The sequence below is a fragment of the Rhodanobacter sp. G1 genome (genome assembly GCF_055397855.1).
The window spans coordinates 1,847,481-1,862,679 of the sequence record NZ_AP039674.1; the positions used below are offsets into that span (position 1 = coordinate 1,847,481).

The following is a 15,199-nucleotide window of genomic DNA, read 5'->3' on the forward strand; positions in this document are numbered from 1 at the left end:
CTTCAGGTCGGACGCGTCAATCGCCGGCGCCGCCCAGCCCGGTCTGCACGCTGGCCCGGTATGCCGTGGGCGTCATGCCCATGCGCTCGCGGAAGGCGGTGGTGAAGTTGCATGCGCTGCGGAAGCCGATCAATTGGGCGATGTCCTGCATGCCCAGGTGCGAACCGGCCAGCAGCTCGCGGCCGCGGCGCAGGCGTTCCTCGCGGATCCAGTGGAACACCGTCACGCCCAGGTGCTCGCGGAAGATCGCCGACAGCCGCTTGCCGTGCGTGCCGGCCTTGCTGGCGATCTCACCCAGTTCGGGCAGGTTGCCCAGGTTCTCCTGGATGAAGCGCATGGTCGCGCGCAGGGTCACCTCGTCCGGCGGCAGCGGGGTTTCCGGCTTTTCCGGGGCCGCCGCCCCGGCGGCGCGCGCGGCCAGCTTCAGGTGGATGCGCACACGCGCCAGCACCTCCGTCGGCAGACAGGGCTTGGAGATGTAATCCACGCCGCCGCTGGTCAGGCCTTCCAGCCGCTCCTCGTCGGCGTTGGCCGAGCTGAAGAAGAGGATCGGGATGCGTTGCGTCTGCGGGTTCGCCTGCAGGATGCGGCAGGCGGCGAAACCGTCCATGTCCGGCATGCGCACGTCCAGCAGGATCAGATCCGGTTGCAGCGCCTGCGCACGCTGGCATCCCAGCTGGGCATCCGTGGCGAGGTTGACGCGCATGCCCTCGGCCCGCAGCAGCTCGATGCTGCTGCGGATGTCTTCGGGGCGGTCGTCGATGACCAGCACGAGCGGTTGTTTCGGAATCACGCCATCTCCTCGTGAATGCCCACGTCCGCCGGTGCGGGCACCGGCTTTCGTGGCGCCCATTGTAGTCGGTGCAGCCCGAGCGTTCCGGCAAAGCTAGCATGCCTTGCTGCAAAAGTCCGTGACGGAGATCGCAACTAGGCTGGTAGCGCAGGGCGGCTGCGCGCGTGATGGTCACGCCGCATGAATCCGGAGTCATGGCTTGCCGGGCGCACATGCGCCGCAGGCAGGTGTGTGCGGGTCGCGAGGCCGTCCTTTCACTTCACTGAAAGCCAGGACGCCCTCTGCCATGAACCATATCTACCGACTCTGCTGGAACCGCACGCTGCGCGCCTGGGTGCCGGCCTCCGAACTGGCGAAGGGCAAGGGTTCCGGCACGAGCCGAAGCCGTTCGGTGGCACGCGTGCCGCTGATGCTTTCCCTGCTGTCGGCGTCGCTGGGCATGAGCGGCCTCGCCTGGGCCGGCAACGCGCCCACTGGCGGACAGATCGTCGGCGGATCGGGCTCGATCACCCAGTCCGGCAACGTCACTACCATCCGGCAGGACAGCCAGACGCTCTCGCTCGACTGGCAGAGCTTCGACGTCGGCGCCGACCAGACGGTGGACTTCCTGCAGCCGGGCCGCAGCTCGATCGCGGTCAACCGCATCCTGGGCAACACCGCCAGCGAGATCTACGGCCACCTCAACGCCAACGGCCAGGTGTGGCTGATCAACCCCAACGGCGTGCTGTTCGGCCAGAATGCGCAGGTGAACGTGGGCGGCATCGTGGCCTCCACGCTGGATCTCGACGACAGCACCCTGGGCAGCGGCACGGTGCGCTTCGCCGGCAACGGTCGCGGCAGCGTGGTCAACCGCGGCAGCATCAACGCCGCGCCGGGCGGCTACGTGGCGCTGCTGGGCAACACGGTGTCCAACCAGGGCGCCATCCGCGCGCAGCTGGGCACGGTGGCGCTGGGCGCCGGCACGGCGGTCACGCTGACCTTCGCCGACAGCCACCTGATGCACCTGGTGGTGGACGCCAGCACCGTCAGGAGCCTGGTCGAGAACCGCCAGCTGATCGTCGCCGACGGCGGCAGCGTGCTGATGACCGCCGGCGCGCGCAATTCGCTGATCGCCAGCGTGGTCAACAATACCGGCACGGTGCAGGCGCAGACCGTGCAGGATCACGACGGCACCATCACCCTGCTGGGCGGCATGGAAGCGGGTACGGTGAACGTGGGCGGCACGCTGGATGCCAGCGCGCCGAACGGGGGCAAGGGCGGCCAGATCGAAACCTCGGCGGCCAACTTCAACGTGGCGGCCGATGCGCACGTCACGGCGGCCTCGCCGAAAGGCACCGCTGGCACGTGGCTGGTCGACCCCACCAACCTCAACATCGACGCGACGGCCGCTTCGGCCATTTCCGGCGCGCTCAACGGCGGAACCGGCGTCACTGAAACCACGTCGGCCAGCGGTGCTCCCACGGGGGTGGCCGGTTCTACCGGCAACACCAGTTCCGGCAATGGCGACATCAACGTCAATGCGGCGATCAACTGGAACACCAATGCCACGCTGACGCTGAATGCCTACCACAACATCAACCTCAACGCCGCCATAAAGAACACCGGGGCCGGCGGCAAGACCGTGCTGGAAGCGGGCAACGCCTTCATCAACACCAAGGGTGCCAACGCGCTGGTCGGCAACTGGGCGGTCTACAGCCAAAGCCCCGGTGCCAACACGCTGGGCGGCCTCACGCCGGGCTTCATCCAGTACAACGCCGCGGCAGGCGCGCCCGCGGCCAGCGGCGCCACCGGCAACGGCCTGTTCTACAGCGCCGCCGCCACGATCAACATCGCGGGCTTCAACGCGGGCACCAACGGCACGCCCAGCAAGAGCTACGACGGCACCAGCAACCTCCTCGTCAACGAGCTCAACTACAGCCTGGCCGGCGGCGGCAGCGGCGACACCCTCACCGCCATCGCCGGCGGCTACGGCCAGTCGGATGCGGGCACCGGCCTCACGGTGACCGCGCCCACCGCCAGCGCCGCCTACACCATCCTCAACGGCGCCATCCCGGTGTACGGCTATACCGTGAGCGGTTCGGCCAGCGTCGGCACCGGCGCGATCAACCCGGCGACCCTGACCATCAGCATCGTCGGCCCCGGCAGCGTCGCCGGCGCCAACTCGCTCTCCAAGGTGTACGACGGCACCAACGCCGCCACGCTCAATTCGCTGAACTACCTGATCAGCGGCCTCGTGGCGGGACAGAGCATCACGGTGAACCAGCCCAGCCAGGTGGGCTACGGCACCGTCAGCGGCAACAGCATCACCCCGGTCGTTGACGTCAACACCGTGGGCGGCACCATCGCCGCCGGCGGCGGCGGCCCGGTGCCGATTTCCGCCATCTTCACCAGCACCAACTTCGTCGCCGGTTCGGGCACCAAGCTCTCCAACTACAACCTCACCGGCCTCACGGCCACCGGCACCGGCGCCATCACGCAGGCGCCGGTGTACCTGAGCGGCGTGGTCGCGCAGAACAAGACCTACGACACCGGCACGAGCGATCCGCTGGACATCAGCAACGCCAGCATCTACGGCATCGTCAACGGCGACAGCGTCACGCTGGACACCAGCAACGGCGCCGGCAACTTCGCCGATGCCAACGCCGGCAGCGGCAAGGCCGTGACGCTCAGCGGCTTCGCGCTCACGGGCAGCAACCCCACCAAGGTGGCGGACTACAACCTGATCCTGCCCACCAACCTCACCGCCAGCATCGCCAAGGCGCAGCTGCAGGTCTACGGCGTGACGGTAGGCAACAAGACCTACGATGGCGGTACCACCACCACCGCCGGCGAGCTGAACCTCGGCGGCGCCAGCTTCACCGGCACGCAGGGCAGCGACAGCCTCAAGCTCGACCAGACCAACGTGGTCGGCCATTTCAGCCAGTCGGATGTGGGCAACAACCTCGCGGTGACGGTCAGCGGCCTTGCCGTCGAGAACAGCGACGGCAGCGCCAACAACAACTACGTGGTCAGCAGCGTGCAGGGCGGCACGTCCGGCGCCCCGACCTCGCTGGTCGCCAACATCACCCCGGCGACGCTGACCATCGCGTTCAACCCCAGCGTCTCCCCCGACAAGGTCTACGACGGCACCGACTACGCCACGTTGAACGGCGGCGACTTCACCGTCACTGGCATGGTGGGTAGCGAGCAGGTGGCGGTGAGCCAGGCGCCCGCGACCTACACCGGCGGCGGCGCGCCGAACGTGGGCACCTACGACGTCACGGCCACGCTGCAATCGTCCGACCTCAGCTTCACCAGCGGCGCCAAGGCCGGCAACTACACCTTCAACACTGCCGTCACCGGCACCGGCAGCATCACGCCGGCGCCGCTGTCGCTGGTCATCGACGGTAACCCCTCCAAGGTCTACGACGGCACCAGCGCGGCCACGCTGGGCACCGGCAACTTCACGCTGAACGGCGTGATCCCGGGCGAATCCATCAGCCTGGCCGGCCCCTTCACGGCCAACTACTACAATGGCTCGCCGGGCACGCCGGAGAGCAACGTCGGCACCTGGGGCGTGGCGGCGGCGCTGACCGACGGCAACTTCACGGCGGGCAACGGCACCTTGCTGTCGAACTACTCGCTGCCGACCACGGCACTGGGTTTCGGCACCATCACGCCACGGCCCGTCACCGGCGGCCCCCCGTACCAGGTCACGGCCGGCATCACCGGTGCCACCAAGGTCTACGACGGCAGCACCTCGATCACGCTCGGCCAAAGCAACATCGTGTTCGACGGCTTCCTGTCCGCCGATAACGTCACCTGGACGTCCAGCGGCGTCGCCGGCACCTTCGCCACCAAGAACGTCGGCACGCAGCCGCTCACCGCCCTGTTGAACGGCTCGAACGTCTCGTTCACCTGCGGCGGCGGTGGCACGGCCTGCCTCAGCAACTACACCGACGGCACCAACCTGCTGTCGGATACCGCCCATTGGTCGATCACCGCCTACGGCAGCGGCGTCATCCAGCAGAAGGATCTGTACATCACGCTGAGCGGCGTCACCAAGCAGTACGACGGCAACACCGCGGTGCTGCCGCTCGGCAACGGCAACTTCACCGTCTACGGCTACGCCGACAACAACACCGGCGGCACGCAGGACAGCGGCTGGGTGGCGGGCGAGGGCGCCGCGATCACGCCCACGGCGTCGTTCACCTACGCCTCGCCGAACGTGGCGCGCGACGTCAACGGCAACGTGCTCGGCAACATCGAGGTCAAGGGCACGCTCACCTCGAACAACTACGCGCCGATCGGCAGCACGGATCTCAACAACTACAACCTGGTCTACACCATCGACCAGAACGTGGGCCGGATCACCCCGGCGCCACTCTACGTCACCGGCGTCTACGCGCAAGACAAGATCTACGACGGCGGCTCCGGCGCGTTGCTGGACATCGGCAACGGCCAGATCGCGGGCCTCGCGGATCGGGACAAGAACAGCGGCGCGATCACGCTCACCATCGGCACCGGCACGGCCGATACCGCCGACGGCATCGCCGGCAGCGCCACCGGCACGCTGGCGCCGAACGGCAGCGGATTCATCGCCAGCGGATCGCCGGTGTCGGGCACGTTCCATTCCGGCCCGAACGTCAGCAGCGGCACGCAGGTGATCGACGCCACGTTCACCCTCGGCGGCAGCTCGGCGGGCAATTACACGCTGACGGATCCCACGCTCACCGCGAAGATCACGCCGCGCCCGCTCACTGTTTCCGGCATCACCGCCGACAACAAGACCTATGACGGCGGCGCGGCGGCGCAGTTCACGTTCGGCTCGCCGACGCTCCAGCAGGACAATCACGCCACCGGTTCGGCCGTCGCCGGCCTGCTGTCGCAGGATTCGGGCGTCACGCTCAACCAGGCCAGCGGCACCGGCACGTTCGCCACGGCCAACGCCAACGCCGATCCGGGCGACCACTTCCTGTCGGCCAACGGCACCCACATCGCCGTGACCGCCAGCGGCTTCACGCTCGATGGCGACCCCAACGGCAACTACGCCCTCACCCAGCCGACCGGCCTCAGCGCCGACATCCTGCAGGCGCCGATCACGCTCACCCTCGACGGCCCCATCCAGAAGGTGTACGACGGCACCACCTCCGTCACCATCCCCACGGGCAACAACCAGACCGCCGGCAACACGTCCGCCGGCTACCACACCACCGGCTGGGTGAACGGCGAGGGCGCCACCATCACCCAGACCCAATCGGCGTCCTACGGCAATGCTGATGCCACCGTGGACGGCAACGGCAATGCGATCGGCGGTGGCAACGGCCTCGTCAACGTCACCGCCAACCTGGTGTCGTCCGACTGGCAGCCCGGCAGTGGCACGTCGCTGTCGAACTATGCGTTGCCGACCTCGGTAACCAGCGACGTGGGCGTCATCACCCCGCTGGTGCTGAACCTCAGCGCCACGCGCGTGTACGACGCCACCAGCGTCATCTACGCCAGCCTTTCCGGCAACGTCACCAACGCCGACAACGCCAACGTGTTCGGCACGCTGAACGGCCTCGACGGCGACCAGTTCACCGTGACGGGGCAGGGCGCCGCGTCGAGCAAGAACGTGGGCACCTACACGGGGGGCAACTTCGGCCTCGGCACGCTAGCCCTGCAGGCCGTGGGCGGCGCCAACGCCAACAACTACACCCTGGTGGGCGGCATCGACACGTACACCATCACCAAGGCGCCGTTGAACGTCTCCGGCGCCACGGTGGCCACCAAGGTGTACGACGGCAACACGACCGCGTCGGTGAACGGCGCGACGCTGACCCAGGGCAATGCGAAGGGCGACGTGCTGGGTAGCGACGACGTCACGATCGGCAGCAGCGGCATCGCGGGAACCTTCAACAACAAGAACGCGGGCAACGGCAAGACGGTCACCATCAACCCGTCGGACGTCGGCGGCGGGGATGCCGGCAACTACCAGCTGGTGCAGCCCGCCAACCTGACCGGCGACATCACCCAGCGACTCGTCACCATCAGTGGCTCGCGCCAGTACGACGGCCTCGGCACGGTGATCGGCAATAGCGGTCTCATCACGTGGGCGGCGCCTGGCACCGTTTCGGGCAACGCGGACTCCGGTGTGGTGAGCGGCGACACGGTCAAGGTGAACGGCGGCACCGGCTCGGTGGCGTCCGCCAATGTGGGCACCTACAACAGCGACGGCTCCGGCGACGGTTCGTTCACTGCCACCGGCCTGAGCCTGAGCAACGCCAACTACGCGATAGCCACGACAGGCAACACGTTCCAGATCACGCCGATGGTGCTGACCCTTTCCGGCACGCGCGTGTACGACGGCACTGCCGATGCCGATGCCGACCTGGTCACCTCGGTCAACGGCTCGGGATCTGGCGTCACCGATTGCGGCGCCGACTGCGTGACGCTCACGGGCGCGAACGGCGAAACGCTGAACCTCGCCGGCACCGGTACAGGCGCGTTGACTTCCGCCAATGTGGCCGGCACGAGCAGCAGCCCCACGCAGGTAGCGTTCGCCACCAGCGGCGGCGGCATCACCGGCCTCACGCTGACGGGCAACGGCTCGGCGCAGACCAGCAACTACGTGCTGGCGGGCGGCGTCACCATCACGCCCTATGTGCTCAGCTTCAGCGGTTCGCGTGCCTACGACGGCACCAAGAAGGTCAACGCCGGCGATCTCCGTGATGCGTCGGCCGGCAGTGCCACGCCTGGCTCCACCACATTCAGCGGCGTGGGCAGCGACCGCTTCACGCTGAGCGGCACCGGTTCGCTGAGCAGCGCGAATGCCGGCAGCTACGGCGGCGCGGCCAGCGGCGTCAGCGGTACGCCCTCCGGCACCGGGCAGATCGGCGTCAGCGGGCTGACCCTGGTTTCCGTCAGCGGCAACACCAACAACTACACCCTGGTGGGCGGCACCGACACCTACGACATCACCCAGGCCGTCATCACCCTGACGGGCGTGCGCCAGTACGACAGCACCGCGAACGTGGGCAATAGCAACGTTACCCTCATCGACGGCACGCCCTCCGCCTGCGCCGTCGGCAAGACATGCTGGGGGGTCTCCAGCAGCAACGTCGTTACAGGCGACCTTGTCAACCTGACCGTGTCCAGCAACAGCTCCACGGTGTCGAGCGCGAACGTCGGCATCTACAGCGACGGCGGCGGTTTCAACGACAGCCTGACCCTTGGCGGCTCCGCCGCCGGCAACTACACGCTGGCCTCCACGGGCAACCAGTTCAGGATCATCCCGCGCGTGCTCGACCTCAGCGGCTCACGTGTGTACGACGCGAAGACCGATGCGGACGCCGCGCTGTTCGGCAACCAGGACGGCACGATCAACGGTGTGAACGGCGAGGTGCTGAGCCTGACGGGTTCGGGCGTGATTTCGAGCAAGGACGTGAATGGCGGCACGCCGTACACGGGCACGGGCGCCGCTGGCAACCCGACCAGTGGCCAGAACTTCAACCTCGGCTCGCTGGCGCTGGGCAACAATACGGGCGACGCCGGCAACTACACGCTGGTGGGCGGCAGCGATTCGTTGACCCTCTCGAAGGCCACGTTGACGGTGACCGGCACCACGGTGGCGGACAAGACCTACAACGGCCAGGTCAACGACGCGGCCCTGAGCAATTCGACGCTGGTCGGCGTGCTGAGCAACGGCGGCGGCACGGCGGACGACGTGACGCTGGGCAACGACACGACGGGCACCTACGCCTCGGCCAACGCCGGCACGGAAGGCGTCAGCACCAGCATGACGATCGGCGGCGGGGATGCGGACAACTACGCCCTGGTGCAGCCGACGGGCATCACCGGCCAGATCAACAAGGCGGTGCTCGACCTCAGCGGCTCACGCGTGTACGACGCGAAGACCGATGCGGACGCCGCGCTGTTCGGCAACCAGGACGGCACGATCAACGGCGTGAACGGCGAGGTGCTGAGCCTGACGGGCTCGGGCGTGATTTCGAGCAAGGACGTGAATGGCGGCACGCCGTACACGGGCACGGGCGCCGCTGGCAACCCGACCAGTGGCCAGAACTTCAACCTCGGCTCGCTGGCGCTGGGCAACAACACGGGCGACGCCGGCAACTACACGCTGGTGGGCGGCAGCGATTCGTTGACCCTCTCGAAGGCCACGTTGACGGTGACCGGCACCACGGTGGCGGACAAGACCTACAACGGCCAGGTCAACGACGCGGCCCTGAGCAATTCGACGCTGGTCGGCGTGCTGAGCAACGGCGGCGGCACGGCGGACGACGTGACGCTGGGCAACGACACGACGGGCACCTACGCCTCGGCCAACGCCGGCACGGAAGGCGTCAGCACCAGCATGACGATCGGCGGCGGGGATGCGGACAACTACGCCCTGGTGCAGCCGACGGGCATCACCGGCCAGATCAACAAGGCCGTGCTCGACCTCAGCGGCTCACGCGTATACGACGCGAAGACCGATGCGGACGCCGTGCTGTTCGGCAACCAGGACGGCACGATCAACGGCGTGAACGGCGAGGTGCTGAGCCTGACGGGTTCGGGCGTGATTTCGAGCAAGGACGTGAATGGCGGCACGCCGTACACGGGCACGGGCGCCGCTGGCAACCCGACCAGTGGCCAGAACTTCAACCTCGGCTCGCTGGCGCTGGGCAACAACACGGGCGACGCCGGCAACTACACGCTGGTGGGCGGCAGCGATTCGTTGACCCTCTCGAAGGCCACGTTGACGGTGGCCGGCACCACGGTGGCGGACAAGACCTACAACGGCCAGGTCAACGATGCGGCCCTGAGCAATTCGACGCTGGTCGGCGTGCTGAGCAACGGCGGCGGCACGGCGGACGACGTGACGCTGGGCAACGACACGACGGGCACCTACGCCTCGGCCAACGCCGGCACGGAAGGCGTCAGCACCAGCATGACGATCGGCGGCGGGGATGCGGACAATTACGCCCTGGTGCAGCCGACGGGCATCACTGGCCAGATCAACAAGGCCGTGCTCGACCTCAGCGGCTCACGCGTATACGACGCGAAGACCGATGCGGACGCCGCGCTGTTCGGCAACCGGGACGGCACGATCAACGGCGTGAACGGCGAGGTGCTGAGCCTGACGGGTTCGGGCGTGATTTCGAGCAAGGACGTGAATGGCGGCACGCCGTACACGGGCACGGGTGCCGCTGGCAACCCGACCAGCGGCCAGAACTTCAACCTCGGCTCGCTGGCGCTGGGCAACAACACGGGCGACGCCGGCAACTACACGCTGGTGGGCGGCAGCGACACGCTGACCCTCTCGAAGGCCACGTTGACGGTGGCCGGCACCACGGTGGCGGACAAGACCTACAACGGCCAGGTCAACGATGCGGCCCTGAGCAATTCGACGCTGGTCGGCGTGCTGAGCAACGGCGGCGGCACGGCGGACGACGTGACGCTGGGCAACGACACGACGGGCACCTACGCCTCGGCCAACGCCGGCACGGAAGGCGTCAGCACCAGCATGACGATCGGCGGCGGGGATGCGGACAACTACGCCCTGGTGCAGCCGACGGGCATCACCGGCCAGATCAACAGGGCCGTGCTCGACCTCAGCGGCTCACGCGTATACGACGCGAAGACCGATGCGGACGCCGCGCTGTTCGGCAACCAGGACGGCACGATCAACGGCGTGAACGGCGAGGTGCTGAGCCTGACGGGTTCGGGCGTGATTTCGAGCAAGGACGTGAATGGCGGCACGCCGTACACGGGCACGGGCGCCGCTGGCAACCCGGCCAGTGGCCAGAACTTCAACCTCGGCTCGCTGGCGCTGGGCAACAACACGGGCGACGCCGGCAACTACACGCTGGTAGGTGGTTCCGATGCCCTGGTCATCACGCCGAAGCACATCGAAGCCACGGTGGCGGCGGAAGACAAGACGTACGACACCACGAACACCGCCACGGTCGCCGGATACGGCAGCACCGGCATGGGCGGCACGGGTACGGGCGTGATCAGCGGCGACACGGTGGACTTCACCAGCACCGGCGCGACCTTCAGCGACGCCAATGCGGCAAACGGCAAGACGGTGACGGTGGACGGCATCGCCATGCAGTCGGGCGGGGATTCGGCCAACTACGTGCTGGACAACACCACGGCAACGACGACGGCGGACATCACGCCATACGTGCTCGGCCTGACGGGCCAGCGCGTGTACGACGCGACCAAGGGCGCCTACGGCAGCGATTTCGGCACGGTGGCGGGCCTGGGCGGGGACACGTTCACGGTGGGCGGCGCAGGCACGGTGACCAGCAAGAACGTGGGCACCTACACCGGCACGGGCGGCACGGACTTCGACCTGGGCAACCTGGGCCTGGTCGCGAACGGTTCGGCGCTGGCCAGCAACTACACCCTCGTGGGCGGTGCGGATGCGTACCACATCACGCCGAAGGCGATCACGGTCGACGCGACGGCATCGAACAAGACCTACGACGGCAACGCGACGGCGGCGGTGACCTCGCTGACGAGCGGCGGCGTGATCGGCGGCGACACGGTGAGCTTTGCCGACACGGGAGCGACCTTCAGCGACGCCAATGCGGCGAACGGCAAGACGGTGACGGTGAACGGCATCGCGGTCAGCGGCACGGATGCGGGCAACTACACGATCAACGCCACGGCGACGACGACGGCGGACATCACGCCGTACGTGCTCGGCCTGACGGGCCAGCGCGTGTACGACGCGACCACGGGTGCCTACGGCAGCGATTTCGGCACGGTGGCGGGCCTGGGCGGCGACACGTTCACGGTGAACGGTGCGGGCACGGTGACCAGCAAGAACGTGGGCACCTACACCGGCACGGGCGGCACGGACTTCGACCTGGGCAACCTGGGCCTGGTCGCGAACGGTACCGCACTGGCCAGCAACTACACGCTGGCGGGCGGCACCGACAAGCTGACGATCACGCCGGCCACGCTGACCGTCACCGGCACCACGGTGGACACCAAGACCTACGACGGCAACACCACGGCCAGCCTCGGCGGTTCGCAGCTCGCCGGCGTGCTGGGCAACGACGCGGTGACGCTGGGCAACGACGCCACGGGCACGTTCGCCTCGCCGAACGCGGCCAGCGGCATCGGCGTGGGCACGGCCATGACGATAGGCGGCGGCGACGCCGGCAACTACGTGCTGGTGCAGCCCACGGGGGTCACGGGCACCATCGTCCCGGTGGTGCTCGACCTCGACGGCACGCGCGTGTACGACGCCACCACGAACGCCTACGCCGCCCTGTTCGGCAGCAACGGCGTGCTGGCCGGCATCAACGGCCAGACGGTGGTGCTGAGCGGCACGGGCCAAGTGGCCAGCAAGAACGTCAGCACCTACACCGGCGCGCAGTTCGGGCTGGGCACGCTGACGCTGGCCGACGGCGGCAACGGCGGCCTGGCGCAGAACTACACGCTGGCAGGCGGCACCGACACGCTGCGCATCACGCCCCTGGCCATCGACGCCACGGCGACGGCGGCCAACAAGACGTACGACACCACCGACGGCGCCACGGTGACGTCGCTGGGCAGCAGCGGCGTGCTGGCGGGCGACACGGTGGACTTCAGCGACACCGGCGCCACCTTCGCCGACGCCAATGCCGGCAACGGCAAGACGGTGACGGTGAGCGGCATCGCCCTCGGCGGTGCGGACGCCGGCAACTACGTGCTGACCAGCGGCACCGCCACCACCACGGCCGACATCACGCCCTACGTGCTGAACCTCGACGGCACCCGCGTGTACGACGCCACCGCGAACGCCTATGCCAAGACCTTCGGCGACAACGGCGTGCTGGCCGGCCTGAACGGCCAGACGCTGGTGCTGAGCGGCACCGGCCTGGTGGGCGACAAGAACGTGGGCACCGACAAGGCGTTCGTGGACCTGGGCACGCTGGCGCTGGGCGACGGCGGCAACGGCGGCCTGGCCGGCAACTACACCCTGGTGGGCGGCACCGACGTGCTCACCATCACCCCGCTGGCCATCGTGGTGGACGCCACCGGAACCAACAAGATGTTCGACAACACCACCACCGACGTGGTGACGCTGGGCAGCGCCGGCGTGCTGCCGGGCGACCAGGTGGGCTTCGGCTACGGCGCGGCCAACTTCGCCAACCCCAACGTCGCCAACGGCACGACTGTGACGGTGACGGGCCTGGTGCTGAGCGGCGCGGACGCGGACAACTACGTCATCGCCAACCCCGATGCCACGGCCTACACCACGGCCGACATCACCGGCGCGCGCCCGTCGGCCTTCGGCATCAGCGACGGCACGCTCGCCAGCCTGGGCAGCGTGCTCGGCCCGACCGAGCTGGCCACGCCCTACGGCCTCGCGCCGCAGGACACGGTAGGGCCGTTCACCGGCAACAAGAAGCGCCTGCACCGTCCGGTGGAGCGCAACGTGTCGCGCGACGACTTCACCTCGGGCCTGGCGCTGAAGGTGATCGACGGCGGCGTGCGTGCGCCCGTGATGGCCATGCCGTGAGGAAACCCGAGCCCATGCCGCGCATGATCCGCTTCCCTTCAGTCAACCGTCTCCAAGTGAATTCCATGCAAACCAAGTCCCGCCCCGTACTGCGCCTCGGCACGCTGGCCGCCATGACGTCGCTGGCCCTGTCCGGCGTGTCGCACGCCCAGTCGGTGCCCAGCGTCCCCGGCACCGGCGGCATCAGCAGCGGCATGCTGTTGCAGCAGGCGCCGCAGCAGCCCGCGACGGTGCCGCCGTCCGACCTCGACCTGCGCATGCTGCACGCCGACAAGCGGCCGGCCGCCGACGCGCATCCCTTCTTCGTCAAGGGCATCCGCATCGTCGGCAACACCCTGCTGCCCGATGCGCGGCTGCGTTCGCTGGTCGCCGGCTACGAGGGCAGGGAACTGACCCTGGGCGACCTCGACGACCTAGCCGACAGCATCAGCACGGCCTACCTGCGCGCCGGCTATCCGCTGGTGCGCGTGTACGTGCCGGCGCAGACCATGGCCGACGGCGTGGTGAAGCTGGCCGTGGTCGAGGCGCGCTACGGCAAGGTGGTGCTGGACAACCGGAGCAAGGTGAAGGACGGCCCGCTGAAGGCCACGCTGGCGCCGCTGCAATCGGGCCAGCCGGTGTCGAACTACACGCTGGAACGCAGCCTGCTGCTGCTGTCGGACATCTCCGGCGCGCAGGCCGGCTCCGCGATCCAGCCGGGCGACGAGCCCGGCACGTCCGACCTCATGGTCGGCGTGACGGCGGCGCCGCGCTACACCGGTACGCTGGGCGTGGACGACTACGGCAACGAGTACACCGGCCGCGCCCGCGCCACCGGCAGCTTCGCCGTGAACGGCCTGCTGCACGAGGGCGACCTGCTCGACTTCAGCGCGGCCAGTTCGGGCGGCGGCATGAACTACTTCCAGGGCGGCTACCGCTGGCTGCTGAACGGGCAGGGCACCACGCTGCGCGGCGGCATCTCCTCGCTGCACTACCACTTGGGCGACCAGCTTTCGGCACTGGACGCCTACGGCTCGGCGCTGGTGGGCAGCCTCACCCTGACCCAGCCCATCGTGCGCAACACCAGGGCCAACCTGTACGGCCAGATCGAGTTCGACCGCAAGCTGCTGAAGGACGACATCGGGCTGGTGGAGATCGACAACGACCGCCAGGCCAACGTGTGGACGGCTACGCTGGCCGGCGACGAGCGCGACGCGCACGGCGTCACCAACTACAACGTCGGCATGTCGCACGGCGACATCGACTACACCAACGGCCTCGCCAACCTGATCGACTGGATCACCTCGCGCACGCAGGGTTCCTACAACAAGTACACGGCCTCGATCTCGCGCCTGCAGAAGCTGGGCGACGACGACGCGCTGTACGCGGGCTTCAGCCAGCAGTGGGCCAGCAAGAACCTCGACACCTCCGAGCAGTTCTTCCTCGGCGGCCCCAACAACGTGCGCGGCTACGACGTGGGCGTGCTGGCCGGCTCGCAGGGCAACCTGCTCTCGCTGGAATACCGCCACGATTTCAGCATCCCCGGCGTGGCGGGCCGCTGGCAGGCCTCGCTGTTCGGCGACACCGGCCGCCTGACGGTCTACAAGGACGCGTTCATGCGCGGCGTCAACAGCGCCCGCCTCAGCAGCGCCGGCCTGGGCCTGCACTGGGCGGGATCGCACGAGTGGACGGCCTCGGCCACGGTGAGCAAGCCCATCGGCAACACGCCGGATCTGCTGCCCGACGCCAACACCAAGACGCGCCTGTGGGTGCAGGTGATGAAGGGCTTCGACTGAGGGAAGTCCGCATTGCCCAGGCAAGGGTGAAGGCGCGCGGTGCGCCTGGGTCTTTGACTCGTCATCCCGGCGCAGGCCCACTGCTGTCCGGAATAATTTTGAACATTCGTGGCCGCGGTCTTTCTCGTCATTCCGGCGCAGGCCGGAATC

At 68.4% G+C, this 15,199-nt stretch carries 3 protein-coding genes; 2 read left to right on the top strand and 1 reads right to left on the bottom strand.

Annotated elements, in window-relative coordinates:
* Positions 1-16 precede the first annotated feature (16 nt).
* Positions 17-793 (bottom strand): response regulator transcription factor, encoded by a 777-nt coding sequence (locus ACZ5Z2_RS08405; protein WP_464761500.1) that lies wholly within the window; start codon positions 791-793, stop codon positions 17-19.
* A gap of 286 nt (positions 794-1,079) precedes the next feature.
* Here ACZ5Z2_RS08405 and ACZ5Z2_RS08410 point away from each other — a divergent pair, with 286 nt between their 5' ends.
* Entirely contained in the window at positions 1,080-13,274 is a 12,195-nt protein-coding gene (locus ACZ5Z2_RS08410; RefSeq protein ID WP_464761501.1) for a YDG domain-containing protein, read from the top strand.
* A gap of 65 nt (positions 13,275-13,339) precedes the next feature.
* Entirely contained in the window at positions 13,340-15,049 is a 1,710-nt protein-coding gene (locus ACZ5Z2_RS08415; protein ID WP_464761502.1) for a ShlB/FhaC/HecB family hemolysin secretion/activation protein, read from the top strand.
* Positions 15,050-15,199: the final 150 nt, after the last annotated feature.

What these genes read in the sequence shown, in the direction of transcription:
- ACZ5Z2_RS08415 (WP_464761502.1), top strand. Translation starts at nt 13,340, where the DNA reads ATGCAAACCAAGTCCCGCCCCGTACTGCGCCTCGGCACGCTGGCCGCC.
- ACZ5Z2_RS08410 (WP_464761501.1), top strand. Translation starts at nt 1,080, where the DNA reads ATGAACCATATCTACCGACTCTGCTGGAACCGCACGCTGCGCGCCTGG.